Below are 16,642 nucleotides of genomic sequence, written 5' to 3'. Positions count from 1 at the left end.
TTGTTCTCTCCCCTCTCTGCACTGACAATGCGCATGACAAATCAGCGGGCGGCCGGAAGATCTCCGGTCGCCTCGTCGTAAGAGGGGACCCCCACATGAGAAAGCCTCTCGTTGCCGCGTTCTTCGCCCTGGCGATCGCCGGAGCGGGCGCGGCACCCGCGGTCGCGGCGCCCGTGACCGCGGCTCCGGCGGCCACGGAGAAGGCGGACGCGCTGAAGGCCGACGCGCTGAAGGCGGGCGCAGCGAAGGCCGACGCCAAGGCCGCGTCGCCGACGCTCCAGGCCGTCACCCTCGCCGGGACCGTCGCGCTGAGCAACTGTTCCGGGTCCGTCGTGCGCTTCCCGAACTCCCTCGACACCGACCCGGCGCTCGTGCTGACCAACGGCCACTGCCTGGAGACCGGGTTCCCGGAGCCCGGCGAGGTGATCGTCAACCGGGCGTCCAGCCGCACCTTCGGCCTGCTCAACTCCGCCGGCACCCGCGTCGCGACCCTGCGGGCCAGCAAGATCGCCTACTCGACGATGACCGACACGGACGCCACGATCTACCAGCTCACCACCACCTACGGGGCCATCCGGAGCTCCTACGGCATCAGCCCGCTCACCGTGCAGAACACGCACCCCACCGTCGGCACCGCGATCACCGTCGCCTCCGGCTACTGGAAGCGGCTCTACAGCTGCAACATCGACGGGTTCGTGTACCGGATGAAGGAGGGCGACTGGACCTGGAAGGACTCGGTCCGCTACACCTCCGCCTGCCAGACCATCGGCGGCACCTCGGGCTCACCGGTCATCGACCAGGCCACCGGCAACGTCGTCGCCGTGAACAACACCGGCAACGAGGACGGCCAGAGCTGCACGGTGAACAACCCCTGCGAGATCGACGCCGGCGGCAACGTCACCGTCCGCCAGGGCATCAACTACGCGCAGCAGACCTACCAGTTCCCGGCCTGCTTCACGACCCGCAACCAGCTGAACCTCAGCGCCGCCGGCTGCACCCTGCCCAAGCCGTAACCGGGCCGAGGGCCTACGGGGTCCTGCGCACCGCCCGCCCCGCCAGCACGTCCGTCCGCCGCCCGTCCTCGATCACGAACCGGCCGTCGACCAGGACGTACGGGATGCCGGTGGGCGGCGTGCGCGGGGCGTCGTAGGTGGAGCCCGCCGCGACCGTCCGCGGATCGAACAGGACCAGGTCGGCCCGGTACCCCTCGCGGACCAGCCCGCGGTCCGGCAGCCGCAGCCGGGCCGCCGGGCGTCCCGTGAGGTGGGCGACGCACTCCTCCAGCGACAGCACCTCCAACTCCCGCACATAGCGGCCGAGATAGTGCGGGAAGGTGCCGTACGCCCGCGGGTGCGGCTTGGCGCCCCGGAGGATGCCGTCCGAGCCGCCGGTGTGGACCCGGTGGCCCATGATGGCCCGCACGTTCTCCTCGTGGCCCACGTGCTGGAGGATCGTGGGGGCCAGCCGGTCCTCCAGCAGGAGGCGGCGGGCCGTGGCCCAGGGAGCCTCGTCGCGCAGGTCCGCCGACTCCTGGACCGTGCGGCCCACGTACGCGCCGAGGGCGGGGTTGCCGACGCCCGAGATCTCGATCGTGTCCCACTCGACGGGCACGCCGTGGCAGCCGTCCGAGCCGACGACCTCCAGGTGGTGGCGGATCCGCTCGGCGGCCTCCTCGTCCGTCAGCCGCCGCAGGATCTCCTCGGGGCCGCCCTCGCTCGCCCAGCCCGGCAGCAGGGCGGCCAGTGTGGTGCAGCCAGGGGTGTAGGGGTAGGTGTCGAGGGTGATGTCGGCGCCCGCGGCCAGCGCGTCGTCGAGGAGGGCCAGCAGCTCGGGGGCGCGGCCCTCGTTCACGCCGAAGTTCATCGTGGCGTGGGTGAGATGGAGCGGGCAGCCCGCCTCCCGGGCCAGCGCCACCATCTCCGCGTACGCCTCCAGGGCCCCCGCGCCGTAGGAGCGGTGGTGCGGGCAGTAGTAGCCGCCGAACGACGCCACCACCCGGCACAACTCGGTCAGTTCGGCGTCCCCGGCGTACATGCCGGGCGGGTAGGTGAGCCCGGAGGACATGCCGACCGCGCCCTGCTCCAGCCCCTCGGCGACCAACCGCCGCATCCGGTCCAGTTCTTCGGGTGTCGCCTCCCGGTCCTCCCAGCCGACGGCGAGCGCGCGGACGGTGCCCTGGGGCACCAGATAGGCCGCGTTGACCGCGATGCCCCGGTCCAGGCGGTCCAGGTACTCGCCCACCGACCGCCAGTCGAAGTCGACGTCGTCGCCGTAGCCGTTCCAGCCGGCGATCGCCCGCCGCACCCCGTCGAGCGTGCGGTCGTCGACCGGGGCGTACGACAGGCCGTCCTGGCCCAGGACTTCGAGCGTCACGCCCTGCGCGGCCTTCGCGCTGTGGTCGGGGTCGCGCAGGAGGGCGAGGTCGCTGTGGGCGTGCATGTCGATGAAGCCGGGGGAGAGGACCAGGCCCTCGGCGTCCACCTCCCGTGTCGCCCTCGGACGTTGACAGCCCGCCGCCGCGGCCTCCTGGACGATCGCGACGATCCTGCCGTCGTCGATCACCACGTCGGCGCGGTACGACGGTCCGCCGGTGCCGTCGACGACGTCCGCGTCCCGGATTACGAGGTCTTCCATGCCGGTCCCTCCTGGTCTTCCATGCCGGTCCGCCTTGTCGGACTTCCCGCCGGGCTTGCCGCCGGGTGTCCCCTCGCGCTTCCCGTCGGGTTCCCCGTCGGACTTCCCGCGGGTTCTAGAAGAACGTGCGGATGTAGTCGACGACCGTGCCGTCCGCCTCGGCCAGCGGGATCAGCGGCCACTTGTCGAAGGACGTGCACGGGTGGGACAGTCCCAGGCCGACCCAGTCGCCGACCTCCAGGTCCGCCTCGCCGGTCGTGCGCAGCCAGGCGTGCTGGTCGGACAGGGCGGTGACCGAGACGCCGGTGGCGGGGCGTTCCGTGCCGTCCCGGCGGACCACCTGGGCGAACGGCAGGTCCAGGTCGTAGGCCGCGTCGCGCTTGCCCGCGTTGACGAAGGCCTGCTCCGGGGAGGGGCGGGAGACCACCTGGGTCCACAGGCGGAACGCCGGCTCCAGGGCGCCCTCCTCGGGGACGCGGTTGAAGGGCGTGAGCTTGCGGTAGTGGCCGTCGTCGTGCGAGACGTACGCACCCGAGCGCAGCAGCTTCAGCACCGGGACCGAGAGGCCGGGGATCTCGGCGAAGACGTCGGCGACCGCGTCGAACCAGGCGCTGCCGCCCGCGCTGACGACGATCTCCTCGACGCCCGCGAACCGCCCCGCCTCGTCGAGGCCGACGGCCAGGGCGACCAGCCGGCGCAGCCAGGCCCGCACGCGTCCGGGGTCGGCCTGCGGGATCTCGCCCTCGTAGCCCGCCACGCCCACCAGCCGCAGGGTCGGCACGGCGGCCACCGCGTCCGCGACCGCCGCGCACTCCGCCTCCGTGCGGACCCCGGTGCGGGCGCCCTCGCCGGCGGCCAGCTCCACGACCACGTCCAGCGGACGGGCCGCCCCGCGCAGGGCCGCGTCCATCAGCTCCACCCCGCGCACGGAGTCGACGTAACAGACGAGGCGGAAGGCGTCGTCGGCGTCGAGCCGGGCGGAGATCCAGCGCAGGGCCGCCGGGTCCACGACCTCGTTCGCGAGGAAGATCCGCCGGATGCCGTAGGCCAGCGCCACCCGTACCTGGTGCGGGACCGCGACGGTGATGCCCCACGCGCCGCGGTCGATCTGGCGCCGGAAGAGCTGCGGGGCCATGGAGGTCTTGCCGTGCGGGGCGAAGGCCAGGCCGTGGCGGGTCGCGTACGTCTCCATCAGCTCCAGGTTGTGCTCCAGGCGCTCCGCGGAGAGGGCGAGGACGGGGGTGGTGAAGCCTCCGGTGAAGAGGTTGCGGCGCTGGGCGGCCAGTTCCCCGACCGTGAGCCCGTCGGCGTCCGGCGGGAGGCCCTTGAAACGGTGGTCGACGCGCTCCTCGGCGAGCCGCGCGAGGGCTTCCGAGCCGGTGTCGGTGTCTGCTTCCCAGGCCATGCGAGCCTCCTGAAGTGGAGCGTTGTGTTATATGCAATGGTCATTGCGTATATCGCTCGGTGCTGTCTAACATCTCCGCCAACGCGGGGTCAACGGAGCCGCCACCCCCGCACCGGACCGGCCGAGACGGGGAGCTACGACCATCGTGACCACCACCGGGCCCCGCGATGCCCCCGGCGTCGTGGACGTCGTCGCGCTCGGCGAGTCCATGGTCACCTTCCTGCCCTCCCGGCCGGGCCGCCTCGCCGACGTCCCCTCCTTCGACCGGGCCATCGGCGGCGCCGAGTCCAACGTGGCCTGCACGCTGGCCGCCGCCGGTCACTCGGCCAGGTGGGTCGGCAGGGTCGGCGCCGACGGGTTCGGCGACCACCTGGTCGAGGCGATCGGCGGCCACGGCGTCGACGTCTCGGCCGTCCGGCGCGACCCCGCGCGGCCGACCGGCGTCTACTTCCGCACCGCCGGGGACCGGGCCACCGACACCCACGAGGTGGCGTACTACCGGGCCGGTTCGGCGGCCTCGGTGATGTCGTCGGGGAACGTGGACCTGGAGGCGGTGTACGCGGGCCGCGTGCTGCATCTGTCCGGGATCACGGCGGCGCTGTCCGGCGACTGCCTCGACCTCCTGTGGGAGCTGACCGAGCCCCGGCCGGGGCGGCCGCTCGTCTCCTTCGACGTCAACCACCGGCCGGGGCTGTGGCGCGACGCCGACGGCCCCCGCGTCCTGCTCGACCTCGCCCGCCGGGCCGACCTCGTCTTCGTCGGCGCCGACGAGGCACGGGCCGCCTGGGGGCTGCACGGCGCGGGCGCCGTCGCGGGCGCGCTGCCCGAGCCGGACCTCGTGGTCGTCAAGCAGGGCGGGGGTGGAGCCGTCGCGTTCACCAAGGACGCCGACGCCCACGGTCCGGGGGACGCCCACGGCACCGCCACCGTCGTGCCCGCCCTGCGCGTCGACGTCGTCGCCGCCGTCGGCGCCGGTGACGCCTTCGCCGCCGGGTTCCTCTCCGCCACCCTGCGCGACCTCCCCGTCCGCGACCGCCTGCGCCACGGCCACCTCACGGCCGCCGCGGCCCTCACCGCCCCCGGCGACCTCGCCGCACCGCCCACCCGTGACCACGCCGACCGTCTGGCCGCCCTCGACGACGAGGCGTGGGGGACACTTCGACTCGGCCCCGGCTGGACCACCCCGGCCGCGCACCGGGCCGAGGAGGAGGTACGCACCCCATGAGCCAGACCGTCGACCGCGCCCTGAGCATCCTGCCGCTGCTCGCCGAGGGACCCGCCGACCTCGGACGGGTCGCCGACCGCCTCGGCGTCCACAAGTCCACGGCCCTGCGCCTCCTGCGCACCCTCCACGAGCACGGGCTCGTCTACCGCCAGTCCGACCAGCGCTACCGTCTCGGCGCCCGCCTCTTCGCCCTCGCCCAGGAGGCGATGGAGAACCTCGACATCCGCGAGATCGCCCACCCCCACCTGGTGCGGCTGAACGAGCGGTGCGGACACACCGTCCACCTCGCGGTGTACGAGGAGGGCGAGGTCCTCTACATCGACAAGGTGGAGAGCCGGTACCCGGTGCGGATGTACTCGCGGATCGGCAAGCCCGTCGCCATCACCGTCGCCGCCGTCGCCAAGCTGCTGCTCGCCGACCTGCCCGGGCCCGAGCGGCGCGCGGTCGCCGAGAAGCTCGACTATCCCCTGTACACCGCCCGTTCCACCCCCAACGCCCCCGCCTTCCTGCGGGAGCTGGACAAGGTGCGCGAACAGGGCTGGGCCACCGACCTCGGCGGCCACGAGGAGTCCATCAACTGCGTCGCCGCGCCGATCCGCGGCGCCGACGGCCGGGTGGTCGCCGCGATGTCGGTCTCCGCGCCGAACGTCGTCGTCACCGCCGACGAACTCCTCACCCTCCTCCCGCAGGTGCGCCGCACGGCGGACGACATCAGCGGCGAGTACTCCGGCAGAACGCCGGTGACCCCCGTATGAACCGCAGGAAAGGCGCCGCATGACCGAGAAGACCGCGCTCACCCCCAGGACCCACACCACCCCGCCCGCGAAGTTCTCGCACGGCGTCCGGAAGGGCAACATCCTCCAGGTCGCCGGCCAGGTCGGCTTCCTGCCCGCAGAGGAGGGCAAGCCCCCCACACCCGCCGGCCCCACCCTGAGCGAGCAGACCCTCCAGACCCTCGCCAACGTCAAGGCGATCCTGGAGGAGGGCGGCGCGAGCTGGGACGACGTGATGATGATCCGCGTCTACCTGACGGACACAGGGCACTTCGCCGAGTTCAACGAGATCTACGACCGCTACTTCGAGGAGCAGGGGCTCACCCAGGCCGCACCCGCACGCACCACGGTGTACGTCGGGCTCCCGCGGGGCCTGCTGATCGAGATCGACGCTCTCGCCGTCCTCGACTGAGCGACCGACTTCCCGGAACAGCGTCAAGAACGCGCCACCGGTGCCCCGTTCGTGGCGGCCGCCGTGTCGAGCGTGCGCGTCGGGCCGTAGGTAGGCGTCTGATAACGAAGTCAGGGGCTGGCTGTGTACGGCACAGGATCTTCGACCATACTGCCCGCTGTGGAGCAGCGCATAGGTTCGAGCAGCCAGCCCCTGGAGGGCGCCGGATTCGACCCGGCATTCATCCCCGGGCTCACCTCGCCCGTGACCGCGGAGCCGGAGGACGCGAAGGCGAAGGACCCGAAGGCCAAGGATCCGAAGGCGAAGGATCCGCAGGCGGAGAGTCCGGAGACGGAGGACGACGAGGCGGTCGTCGAGAAGGACACCGCCTCCGAGGCCGGACCGGCCGACGCCGCCGAGGAGGAGCCGGAGGAGGAGACCCCCGACGGCCCCGTCTTCGAGGCCGCCGACCGCCGGGCGCGGATCGTCGCCGACGCCAGGGGGGTCCGTCTCCGCCTCGACGAGGAGGAGTGCGAGTTCCGCTGGGACGAGATCGGCGCGATCGAGACGGAGGCGCCGCGCTTCGGCAAGCGGTTCACCGTCACGGTGCACACCCCCGACCGCCGCTGGTACCCGATCGAGATCGAGGCGACGGCCAGGGGGCGCTTCAAGGAGTGGGACGAGCAACTGGACGAGGTGCTCGACGCCTACTTCGAAGAGGACACCGAGGACACCGGCAACGCCGATGACACCGAGGACGCCAAGGACACCCAGGACGTCAAGGACGTCAAGGACGCCGAGTAGGTCCTAGGCGCAGTACTGGGCCTGCTTGCCGATGGACCGGTACATGCAGTCCGCGTTCTCGAGCAACTGCAGCACCGCGTCCCGGTTCCGCGCGGTCTCCCGCTCGATCACCTCGTCGGGCGGGTAGAACCCGCCCCCGCTCGCGGAGCCCGGATACATCTCGAAGGTGTAGCCGAAGATCTTGTGCGTGCCCCAGAGGTAGTCGTCGATCGACCCGTCGGTGATGTACAGGTCGCTCGACTGCTCCGGGGTGTACCCGTTGCTCGCGGCCATCGACCGGCCCACCGTCGCGAAGGCGTTGCGGTCGTCCGCCGTCATCCCGGTGGTGGTGTCGGCGGTGGTGTACCCGAACGGCCACAGCACCAGCTCGCTGTACGTGTGGAAGTCGATGCCGGCCTTGATCTGCTGCCTGCCGCCGACGACGCGGCTGCGCACGAAGTCGGCGACGACCTTCACCTCGGGCGCCGACTCGGCCGCCGTCCCCCGGTACGTCTCGGAGGACGTGGAGCCCGAGGAGCCGCCGCAGCAGCCCCACCGGTAGGCCCAGTTGCGGTTGAGGTCCGTACCCACGTACGAGGAACCGGAGTTGGGCTGGCGGTTCTTGCGCCACGAGCGGTAGGAGCCGGTGGCGACGTCGTACTCGCCGCCGTCCGGGTTGATGTCGGGGACGATCCAGATCTCGCGGTTGTTCACCATGCTGGTGACGCGGGAGTCGGTGCCGTATCCGGCGCCCAGCTCGCGGATCAGGTACAGGGCCATCTCCACGGTCAGGTGCTCACGGGCGTGCTGGTGGTGGGTGAACAGCACCTCCGGCTCCGCCTCGTCCGTGCCGACGTTGTCGCTGATCTTGATGGCGACGATGTCCCGGCCCTGGTACGACTTCCCGATCACCCGCTTGCTGATGATGCTCGGGTGGGCCGCGATGCGCTGGTCGATCTCCGCGGTCATCTCGGCGTAGTTGTGGTACCGCGCGTCGGCGGACGGGAAGTCGTACAGCCGCACCTCGCCCTCGGCGGTGCGGTCCGGCGCGGTGCCCACCGGCGCGATCTCGTAGCCCTGCGCGCGCAGCTTCTTGATCTGGTCGGCGCGGCCGGAGACGACGACGGTCTCCTCGTCGGCCTCGTCGACGCTCACGCCGGACGCGGCGATCGCGGTGCGCATCTGGGGCGTGCTGTGGTGGACGTGGATCTCGTACTGGCGGATGTCGTCGACCGTGGAGGCCGCCTTCGGGGCGCTGCCCGCCGCCGCGTCCGTGGCGGTCGCCGAGAGCGGTGCCGCGAGGGCGAGGGCCATCAGGGCGGCGAGGGCGGCGGTCCGTCTGCCGCTGCGGGCGCCGCCGGAGCCGCGTGTGCCGGAGCCGCGGACGCCTGAGCCGCGTATGCGGAGTCGCATGAACTCTCCTTGGTTCTCCAGAAGTCCGGGGTCACCGGACGTGTGGGGGAGTGGAGCGGGGGGTGGTGCTTTGCGACGTGCCTGTGCGGGGTGCCGCTCATCGTCGACTCATGTCATGGTCAGGTCAAGAGCGAACAAAGCGCCGGGCTGGCCGGATTCATACGCCGACCGGACCGCGAGGGAACGGAGTTCGCCGTCACGGACGGCCGCGCAGTGTACGCAGGACCGACGCCCCGGGCACGGCCCTCGACAAAGGTCACCCGCGGGTGTGAGGCGCGCGTGCATATATGTACGGACCGGGGAAGGGTAAGGACCGGCACAAAAAGAGGAGCCGCACCCTCCGGCTCGCTCCTCCGACCACACCCCCAGAGGACTGGCTGATCATGGGCGGATCAGCGCCACGACGGGACTGTCACCTGCCGGTGGAGACGACCAGCTTCGTCGACCGGCGGAGTGAACTGGCCGAAGGGCGCGAGCTGTTGGCCAGGGCCCGGCTGGTCACCCTGACCGGCCCCGGCGGCGTCGGCAAGACCCGCCTGGCCGGGCGGATCGCGGCCGGGGTCGCCCGCGCCTTCCCCGACGGCGTGCGCTTCGTGCACCTCTCCGGCCTGCACGACCCGGCCCTCGTCCCGCTCGCGGTCGCCGACGCGCTCGGCCAGCGCGACTACTCCGACCGCCCGGTGCTGGACGCCCTCGTGGAGCGCGTACGGGAACGCAGGCTGCTCCTCGTCGTCGACAACTGCGAGCACCTGCTGTCGGCCTGCGCCGCCCTCGCCGGCGCCCTGTTGCACGGCACCACCGGCATCCGGCTCCTCACCACCAGCCGCCACCGGCTCGGCCTCACCGAGGAACACCTGTTGGACGTACGGCCGTTGCCCGTCCCCGACCCGGACGGCGACCTCTCCGCCGCCGACGGCTCCCCGGCCCTCGCCCTCTTCGCCGACCGCGCCGCCGCCGTCGTCCCCGGCTTCCGCCTCACCGCCGCGAACCGGGCCTCCGTCGCCCGCCTGTGCCGCCGCCTCGACGGCCTCCCCCTCGCCATCGAACTGGCCGCGGTCCGCATGCGCGTCCTCGACGTCGACCAGCTCCTGCGCCGCCTCGACGACCGCTACCACCTCCTGACCGCCGGCAGCCCCACGGTGGCCCCGCGCCACCAGACCCTGCGCGCAGCGGTCGACTGGAGCCACGACCTGTGCAGCGAGGCGGAACAACGGGTCTGGGCCCGCTTGTCGGTCCTGCCGGGCAGCTTCGACCTGGAAACGGCGGAGGCGGTGTGCGGGGACCCACCCTGGGAGTCCGCGGAGCGCCTGGTGTCCGTGGAGTGTCTGGAGTCCGGGGAGCGCCTGGAGTCCGCGGAGCACCTGGAATCCCCGGAGTCCCCGGAGGGGAGACGGGCAGCAGCGGCGGGAGCGAGAACGTCCCCGGCGCCTGCCGTGCCTGCCGCGTCTGCCGCGCCACCCGCCGTGCCTGCCGCGCCCGCCACGTCTGCCGTGTCTGCCGCGCCCGCCGTGCTCGCCGTGTCGACCGCGCTCGCCGTGCCTGCCGCGCCGGGCCGTACGCCCGCCGTGTCGGCCGCGCCCGCCGCACCGCCCGTGCCCGCGGGACCACCTCCGACCACACCGGCACTCCGCACACTCCCCACACTTCCCGCACCGGCCCCCTCCCCCCTCCCCCCGCACGACGTCCTCGGAGCCGTAGCCGGCCTTGTCGACAAGTCCGTCCTGGGGCGTGAGACCACCCCCACCGGCGAGGTCCGCTACCGCCTCCTGGACACCCTCCGGGACTACGGCCTGGAGCGGCTGAGGCAGTACCCCGGTGAGGAGCACACCGTCCGGATCCGGCTGCGCGACTGGATGCAGCACCGAGCCGCCGCCTGCGAGCGGGACTGGTTCGGCCCCGACCAGCCCGGCATCGTCGCCCGCCTCCGCGCCGACCAGGACAACCTCCGCGCCGCCCTGGACTTCAGCCTCACCGCCCCCGGTGAGGCCCTCGCCGGCCTGCGCCTGGCCGGCACCCTGTGGTTCCACTGGCACGCTTGCGGCGCCCCCCGCGAGGGCCGCTACTGGCTCGACCGCGCCCTGGACGCCAACCCCGAACCCACCCGCGAACGCGCCCGCGCCCTGTGGGCCGCGGGGCTCCTCGCCGGCTGCCCCGAGGACCTCACCCGCGGCCGCCGCCGCGCCGAACAGGCCCGGGACCTGGCCCGCCGCCTCGGCGACGCGGCCGAGGCGGCCCACGCCGAGTACGTCGTCGGCGTCATCCGCCTCTTCAGCGACGACCTCGCCGGCGCCCTGCACCACTTCCGGGCCGGCGTCGAACGCGGCCGCGTCCCCGGCCAGCACCTCAGCCTCGTCGGCCTCGACCGCGTCGAACTCGCGTGCGCCTTGAGCCTCCTTGGCCGCGCCGACGAGGCCATCGTGGTCTGCGAGGAGACCCGCCGGCTGTGCGCCGAGCACGGCGAGCGGTGGGTGCTGTCGTACGTGGAGCGGATGCTGGCCCTCGCCCACACCGTGAAGGGCGACTGGCGGCAGGCCGAGCGGCACGGCCGCGAGGCACTGCGCCTGAAGCTCGCGGTGCACGACGTGCTCGGCATGGGTCTCACCCTCGACCTGCTGGCCCGTATCGCCGCCGAGGGCGGCGCCCACGAGCACGCGGCCGTCCTGCTCGGCGGCGCCGACCGCGTCTGGGCCGACGTCGACCGCAGCCGCTGGGGCTCGGCCGCCCTGAACTCCGGCCGCCGCGGCAGCGAGGAACGGGCCCGCCGGGCGCTGGGCCGCACCGCCTTCCGCCGGGCCTACGAGCGCGGCGCCGCCCTCGCCCTCACCGACCTCGTCGCCCACGCCCTGAGCGACGGCGACGGCGACGTCGACGGCGAGGCGGCTCGGCGCCGTCCCGCTCCGTCGCGCGAGCAGTTCCCGCGCCCGGCATCCCCCGCGCACGAACCGGCCGACGGCCCCGCGGCGACCCCGAGCCGCACATCCCCGGCGCACGCTTCGGCCGCCACCCCCCTGCTCCCACCCCATGAGCCGGGCGCGAGCCCCGCGCCCTCACCGCACGGCCCGGCCGTCCGCCTCACCCGCCGCGAGGCCCAGGTCGCCGAACTCGTCGCCGAGGGCCTCGCCAACCAGCAGATCGCCGACCGCCTGGTGATCGCCCGCCGTACCGCCGAAGGCCACGTCGAACGCATCCTCAGCAAGCTCGGGTTCAGCAACCGCAGCCAGATCGCCGCCTGGGTGACGGCCCAGCGGTGACACCCACCCCCCTGCGCCGTCCCGTCGGCGGGGGTACGGCCGTACGCCTCCCGCACGGGTGACCGGTGGACCTCGCGAGGCGATCCGTGGACCTCGCGAGGCGCCCCGTAGACCTCATGGGTGTACGCAGGTATCCACAGGTGCGGAATCAGGTAGTCCTCCCCGTGTACGGGTCGTCCGGGGAGGTCATCCTGAAGCCATGCTGGAACTCTCCGGTGGGCGCCTACAGGACCTCGACCCTCCGTACGGCGCCTGTCTGCAACCGCCCCTCGGGGCGGGGAACCTGAGCGTCGGGTACGACCCCCGGCCGTCCGCGGTCGGCGAGGCCCGTGCCGAGGTGCGCCGCCAGTTGGAGGGGTGGGGGCTGGCCGACCGGGGCGACCTGGTGGACACGGCCGTCCTGCTCGTCAGCGAACTGGCCACCAACGCCCTGCTGCACTCCGCGAGCCACTTCCGGCTCGCCCTGTCCGCCGCGCACGGCATCCTGCGCTGCGAGGTCACCGACACCGGCCGCCGCACCCCGCAGGTCCTGGAGGCGGGCTGCGCGGAGAGCGGCCGGGGCATGTTCCTGGTGGAGGCGCTCGCCCGGCGCTGGGGCTGCCACCAGGACGCGTCGGGCAAGACCGTGTGGTTCGAGCTGGGCACGTGCGGGTGCGACGGCTGCGGTCGGTGACAGCCGTGGCGCCCCGCCCGAACCGGCCGCCGGGGGCCGGAGGCCGGTCCCCGGCAGCGCGTCGCGGCGGCGCGTCGCGGGGGCGCGTGGGTGCCGGCGCCCCTCGGCGCGTGACCGCCAGGTGAGCACATCCGGAGGAGATCGCGGCACACCCTCTTGCCGGACCGCCTCCGTTGGGCTTTCTTGACCCTCATGGCGGACACCACGGGAAACCCCACCGACACCGAGGCACCATCCGGCAGCACCCACCCGACCCCCCACAAGTCCAGCTGGCGTTACATCGGCCCCGGCATCGTCGTCGCCGCGACCGGCGTCGGCGCCGGCGACCTGGTCGCCACCCTCATCGCCGGCAGCAACTTCGGCTACACGCTGCTCTGGGCGGCGGTCCTCGGCTGCCTGGTGAAGATCTCCCTCGCGGAGGCGGCCGGCCGCTGGCACCTCGCCACCGGCCGCACCCTGTTCGACGGCTGGGCCGGCCTGGGCCGCTGGACGACGTACTTCTTCGTCGTCTACGCCGTGGTCTGGGGCTTCGTCTACGGCGCGGCGGCGATGTCGTCGAGCGCGCTGCCCCTGCAGGCGCTGTTCCCCGACGTGATGGACCTCGAGTGGTGGGGTGTCGCCTGCGGGCTGGTGGGCCTGGTGTTCGTCTGGTTCAACAAGTACGCGGTCTTCGAGAAGGTCATGACGGTCCTGGTCGGCGTCATGTTCCTGGTGACGGTGTACCTGGCGATCCGGGTCACCCCCAACCTCCCGGACGCCTTCGCCGGCCTCCTGCCCGTCCTCCCCGACGAGAAGGACTCGATCCTCAACACCCTCGGCCTGATCGGCGGCGTCGGCGGCACCATCACCCTCGCGGCCTACGGGTACTGGGTCAACGCCAAGGGCTGGACCAACACCGGCTGGATGAAGGTGATGCGCCTGGACAACCGCGTCGCCTACGCCACCACCGGCATCTTCGTCATCGCGATGCTGTTCGTCGGCGCGGAACTGCTGCACTCGGCGAACGTGGCCATCGCCGCCGGCGACAAGGGCCTCATCCAGCTCGGCGACATCCTGGAGCGGGAGTACGGCACCGCGACGGCCAAGTTCTTCCTGATCGGCTTCTTCGCCACCTCCTTCACCTCCCTGATCGGCGTCTGGCACGGAGTGAGCCTGATGTTCGCGGACTTCGTCGCCCGCTACCGCAGCCGTGAGCGGGCGACCGGCGCGGAGGTCGCCTCCGGCGCACGCGAGCGCTCCTGGCCGTTCCGCGCCTACCTGCTGTGGCTGACCTTCCCGCCGATGGTCCTGCTCTTCCAGGGCCAGCCCTTCCGCCTGATCATCCTCTACGGCGTGCTGGGCGCGGCCTTCCTCCCGTTCCTCGCGGTGACCCTGATGCTGCTCCTCAACTCCTCGCGCACGCCCCGGGAGTGGCGCAACGGGTGGGTGAGCAACGGGATGCTCGCGCTGTCCGGGGTGCTGTTCCTGGTCCTGTGCGTGAAGCAGATCTGGGACCAGCCGTGGTCGGAGTTCTTCTGAGCCCCGGCGGGCCGAGGAGAGCCCCGGCGGGCCGAGGAGAGCCCCGGCGGGCCGAGGAGAGCCCCGGCGGGCCGAGGAGAGCCCCGGCCCGCCCGGCCCGCCGCTGAGGGCCGGTCCGCCATCGGTCAGCCGCCCTCGATCACCAGCCACCGCGGGCTGAGGGCGATCTCCCGCAACTGGGCCATGCTCAGGGCCGGTTGGTCGCGGGTCGCGGCCGTGTCCTGCCGGCCCGAGTTGAAGGCGCTGATCACCACGCGCCTGCCGTCCGCGCGCATCGTGTCGACCGTCCACATCACGACCCCCTCGCCGCCCTTCTCGCCCGGCCCCTGGCGCGTCGCGACCCGCGTGCCGTCGGGCAGGGTCTGGGAGTCGGGGCCGTAGAGCTGGTGGGCGACGTCGGACATGTCCGCCTGCACGTTGATCTGGACGTAGCTCCTGCCCTTGCCGTCGTCCACGACGACGTAGGCGAACTCGGTGTCCTGCGCGCCGCGCGAGACGACCTTCAGACCGTCGGGGAGCGCAGCGGTGAGGATCGCCAGGATCCGCCGGCCCCCGATGCCCGTGGCGTCCTCGGCGGCCCCGGTCTTCGAGGGGGCCGGCTGCCGGCTCGGCTCCGGGAGGGCGTCGGCGACCCCGCGCCACTCCTCGGCCGCGGCCAGCGCCTTCAACTGGGCCAGCGACAGCGGCGGTTCGGACCGACTGACCGGCTCCCCCTTCTGGGCGGGGGAGTTCCACTCGCTCACGCTCACGTGCTGCCCGGCCGGCGTGACCAGGTCCGCGCCCCACGCCTTGGTCTCGGCGCGACGGTCGGGGTACTCGTACCCCTGGAAGAGCGTCACCACGGAGCCGTCGGGCAGGGTCTCGGTCAAGCAGTGGTCCAGGCCCGACGTCGGCGCGTCCGTGTCCGGGCACGGCATCACCTCACGGGCCGGGACGAAGGCCCCGGCGCCGCCGGAGCGCGGGATCCGGTCCACGGACAGCGAGACGGCCCCCGCGCCCTTGCCGTCGTCGAACACGACGTACGCCAACGGCGGCAGCGGATCGTCCGTCCCGCGACCCTGCGTCCCGCTGACCTTGCCCTCGGGGAGCAGCTTCTCGAGCGTGCGGACCATCTCGTCGGCGGAGACGGAACCCGGCCTGCCGGACCCGTTCGCGGCGACGGAGGTGCGCCGCGCGGTGCTCGCCTCTCCCTCGGACGGTACGAGCAGAGCCCCGCCCACCCCCACGAGGGCGAGGCCTGCCGCACCCCCCGCGACGGCGGCCCGCCGCCGCAGCCGCAGCCGGCGCCCGTGCGCCTGTCCCGCGGCGACGAGCGCCGCGCGGTCGGTGTCGAAGGTGCCGCCCGCTTGGTGCAGGGCGGCGGAGAACCGGTCCTCGAAGGGGTCGTTGGGCTGTTCGACGGGCATGGCACACCACCGTTTCCCGGGGTTCGAAGTGAAAGAAGACGTCGTGTGTGGGTGGGTGAGGCGGGCGTCGCGGGCGGCGGGGCTACGGTCTGGCGTACTCGCCGATGTCCTCGCCCAGCAGCTCCCGCAGCCGTCCGAGGGCCCGCACACACCGTGTCCGTACGGCGGCGGAGCTGGCGTTCATCGCGCCGGCGGTCTCCTCGACGGACCGGTCCTCCCAGTACCGCAGTACGAGGACGGCCCGGTCCTTCGCGGGCAGCCGGCCGAGGGCCTGCACCAGCGTGAGCCGCAGTGGTACGTCGGCACCCGCGCTGTCGGCCCGCTCCGGGAAGACGTCCACGGCACGCTCGCCGCTGCTGCGCCGGCGCTGATGGGCGAGGAAGGTGCGGGTGAGGACGGTCTGCGCGTACCCGGCGGGGTTGTCCGCCCGGGAGACGCGACCCCAGCGCAGGTACAGCCTGCCGAGGGTCTCCTGAACCAGATCCTCGGCGAGGTGCGTGTCCCCGGCGGTGAGCAGACAGGCGGACCGGTACAACTGCCCGGCGCGCGCCGCAGCGAACTCCGCGTACTCATCCACGCGGGCTGCCTGCCTCATGTGCTCCCCCAGTTGGTGTGTCCGTCCGCACTGTCCTCACCTCATTGATGGGGCGGGGTGCGGGAAATGTTTCAGGGGCGACGGAAAGAATGTGCACAGTCTCGTTCACCGCGCCGCACGAGGAGCCTCCGGATGACCCACCAGCCCCCGCCCCCACCCCCGGGCTTCGGCCCGCCCCCACCCCAGTACGCCGCCCAGCCGCCACCCCGGTACGAGATCCCCCAGGCGCCCCGGTACGCCCCCCAGGCGCCCCAGCATGCAGCCCCGGCGGGGCGGCCCGCGCCGGAGTTCCTGGCGGTCGACAAGCAGAACTCGATCGTCGTCGACGCCTCGGGCATCGCCTTCGAGATGTACGGCGTGGCGGCCGACTTCGACTGGCCGGAGATCCGCAGCGTCCACTACAAGGCCGGCCCCAACGGCAAGGCCCTCATGGTGGCCGTGGTCCACCTGGACGGCAGGGTCTACGAGTGCGTGGTGAACGCCAGGCCGCGGGACGTCCTGCCGGGCTGGTTCGCGCAGTTGGCGTGGGTGCTGGGCCACTACCGGCCGACGGGGTAGGGAAGTTGGGAGTGGGC

At 73.0% G+C, this 16,642-nt stretch carries 14 protein-coding genes; 9 read left to right on the top strand and 5 right to left on the bottom strand.

Features of this window, described 5'->3' with window-relative positions:
* The first annotated feature begins 95 nt into the window (after positions 1 to 95).
* A complete protein-coding gene (locus ACF1A1_RS15100; protein ID WP_392000029.1) occupies positions 96 to 1,013 on the top strand; it encodes a serine protease in 918 nt (305 codons plus the stop codon).
* 13 nt (positions 1,014 to 1,026) lie between these two features.
* On the opposite strand, the gene ACF1A1_RS15095 is transcribed toward ACF1A1_RS15100, so the two are convergent.
* Entirely contained in the window at positions 1,027 to 2,634 is a 1,608-nt protein-coding gene (locus tag ACF1A1_RS15095) for an amidohydrolase family protein (protein ID WP_392000027.1), read from the bottom strand.
* 115 nt (positions 2,635 to 2,749) lie between these two features.
* Complete coding sequence (locus ACF1A1_RS15090; protein WP_392000026.1) at positions 2,750 to 4,039, bottom strand: amino acid deaminase; 1,290 nt, start codon at positions 4,037 to 4,039, stop codon at positions 2,750 to 2,752.
* Positions 4,040 to 4,184: 145 nt separating this feature from the next.
* Here ACF1A1_RS15090 and ACF1A1_RS15085 point away from each other — a divergent pair, with 145 nt between their 5' ends.
* The 4 genes from ACF1A1_RS15085 (at position 4,185) to ACF1A1_RS15070 (ending at position 7,232) form a co-directional block, all read left to right on the top strand.
* Entirely contained in the window at positions 4,185 to 5,264 is a 1,080-nt protein-coding gene (locus ACF1A1_RS15085; RefSeq protein WP_392000024.1) for a sugar kinase, read from the top strand.
* Positions 5,261 to 6,019, top strand: a complete 759-nt coding sequence (locus ACF1A1_RS15080) for an IclR family transcriptional regulator (protein ID WP_392000022.1) — start codon at positions 5,261 to 5,263, stop codon at positions 6,017 to 6,019. Before ACF1A1_RS15085 ends, ACF1A1_RS15080 begins: the two co-directional genes overlap by 4 nt.
* A 19-nt stretch (positions 6,020 to 6,038) precedes the next feature.
* Positions 6,039 to 6,449 (top strand): RidA family protein, encoded by a 411-nt coding sequence (locus tag ACF1A1_RS15075; protein ID WP_392000020.1) that lies wholly within the window; start codon positions 6,039 to 6,041, stop codon positions 6,447 to 6,449.
* 159 nt (positions 6,450 to 6,608) lie between these two features.
* Positions 6,609 to 7,232, top strand: coding sequence for a hypothetical protein (locus ACF1A1_RS15070; protein ID WP_392000019.1), 624 nt, complete (start codon positions 6,609 to 6,611; stop codon positions 7,230 to 7,232).
* 3 nt (positions 7,233 to 7,235) lie between these two features.
* On the opposite strand, the gene ACF1A1_RS15065 is transcribed toward ACF1A1_RS15070, so the two are convergent.
* Positions 7,236 to 8,624 (bottom strand): M14 family metallopeptidase, encoded by a 1,389-nt coding sequence (locus ACF1A1_RS15065; RefSeq protein WP_392000017.1) that lies wholly within the window; start codon positions 8,622 to 8,624, stop codon positions 7,236 to 7,238.
* Between the two features lie 383 nt (positions 8,625 to 9,007).
* On the opposite strand from ACF1A1_RS15065, the gene ACF1A1_RS15060 reads away from it, so the two are divergent.
* The 3 genes from ACF1A1_RS15060 to ACF1A1_RS15050 all read left to right on the top strand — a co-directional run bounded on the left by ACF1A1_RS15060 (position 9,008) and on the right by ACF1A1_RS15050 (position 14,066).
* On the top strand, positions 9,008 to 11,875 hold the full coding sequence (locus ACF1A1_RS15060; RefSeq protein ID WP_392000016.1) for an ATP-binding protein: 2,868 nt from the start codon (positions 9,008 to 9,010) through the stop codon (positions 11,873 to 11,875).
* Positions 11,876 to 12,074: 199 nt separating this feature from the next.
* Positions 12,075 to 12,548 carry an ATP-binding protein gene (locus ACF1A1_RS15055; protein ID WP_392000014.1) on the top strand — a complete coding sequence of 158 codons (474 nt, stop codon included), beginning with the start codon at positions 12,075 to 12,077 and terminating at the stop codon, positions 12,546 to 12,548.
* A 192-nt stretch (positions 12,549 to 12,740) separates the two neighbouring features.
* Positions 12,741 to 14,066 (top strand): Nramp family divalent metal transporter, encoded by a 1,326-nt coding sequence (locus tag ACF1A1_RS15050; protein WP_392000013.1) that lies wholly within the window; start codon positions 12,741 to 12,743, stop codon positions 14,064 to 14,066.
* 125 nt (positions 14,067 to 14,191) lie between these two features.
* On the opposite strand, the gene ACF1A1_RS15045 is transcribed toward ACF1A1_RS15050, so the two are convergent.
* Positions 14,192 to 15,472, bottom strand: coding sequence for a hypothetical protein (locus tag ACF1A1_RS15045; protein ID WP_392000012.1), 1,281 nt, complete (start codon positions 15,470 to 15,472; stop codon positions 14,192 to 14,194).
* Positions 15,473 to 15,554: 82 nt separating this feature from the next.
* The gene (locus ACF1A1_RS15040; protein ID WP_392000011.1) at positions 15,555 to 16,067 is read right to left on the bottom strand and encodes a SigE family RNA polymerase sigma factor; all 513 of its coding nucleotides are present in this window, start codon (positions 16,065 to 16,067) and stop codon (positions 15,555 to 15,557) included.
* Between the two features lie 132 nt (positions 16,068 to 16,199).
* On the opposite strand from ACF1A1_RS15040, the gene ACF1A1_RS15035 reads away from it, so the two are divergent.
* On the top strand, positions 16,200 to 16,625 hold the full coding sequence (locus ACF1A1_RS15035; protein ID WP_392000010.1) for a hypothetical protein: 426 nt from the start codon (positions 16,200 to 16,202) through the stop codon (positions 16,623 to 16,625).
* The last annotated feature ends 17 nt before the right edge of the window (positions 16,626 to 16,642 follow it).

The sequence above is a fragment of the Streptomyces sp. NPDC014995 genome (genome assembly GCF_043080745.1).
GTDB lineage: Bacteria > Actinomycetota > Actinomycetes > Streptomycetales > Streptomycetaceae > Streptomyces.
Note: the sequence above shows the minus strand (reverse complement) of the source record. Positions and strands in the feature narration are given on the sequence as shown.

Coding starts and splice junctions, on each gene's coding strand:
- ACF1A1_RS15090 (WP_392000026.1), bottom strand. CDS start 4,039: ATGGCCTGGGAAGCAGACACCGACACCGGCTCGGAAGCCCTCGCGCGG.
- ACF1A1_RS15075 (WP_392000020.1), top strand. CDS start 6,039: ATGACCGAGAAGACCGCGCTCACCCCCAGGACCCACACCACCCCGCCC.
- ACF1A1_RS15065 (WP_392000017.1), bottom strand. CDS start 8,624: ATGCGACTCCGCATACGCGGCTCAGGCGTCCGCGGCTCCGGCACACGC.
- ACF1A1_RS15100 (WP_392000029.1), top strand. CDS start 96: ATGAGAAAGCCTCTCGTTGCCGCGTTCTTCGCCCTGGCGATCGCCGGA.
- ACF1A1_RS15060 (WP_392000016.1), top strand. CDS start 9,008: ATGGGCGGATCAGCGCCACGACGGGACTGTCACCTGCCGGTGGAGACG.
- ACF1A1_RS15095 (WP_392000027.1), bottom strand. CDS start 2,634: ATGGAAGACCTCGTAATCCGGGACGCGGACGTCGTCGACGGCACCGGC.
- ACF1A1_RS15045 (WP_392000012.1), bottom strand. CDS start 15,472: ATGCCCGTCGAACAGCCCAACGACCCCTTCGAGGACCGGTTCTCCGCC.
- ACF1A1_RS15035 (WP_392000010.1), top strand. CDS start 16,200: ATGACCCACCAGCCCCCGCCCCCACCCCCGGGCTTCGGCCCGCCCCCA.
- ACF1A1_RS15050 (WP_392000013.1), top strand. CDS start 12,741: ATGGCGGACACCACGGGAAACCCCACCGACACCGAGGCACCATCCGGC.
- ACF1A1_RS15080 (WP_392000022.1), top strand. CDS start 5,261: ATGAGCCAGACCGTCGACCGCGCCCTGAGCATCCTGCCGCTGCTCGCC.
- ACF1A1_RS15040 (WP_392000011.1), bottom strand. CDS start 16,067: ATGAGGCAGGCAGCCCGCGTGGATGAGTACGCGGAGTTCGCTGCGGCG.
- ACF1A1_RS15055 (WP_392000014.1), top strand. CDS start 12,075: ATGCTGGAACTCTCCGGTGGGCGCCTACAGGACCTCGACCCTCCGTAC.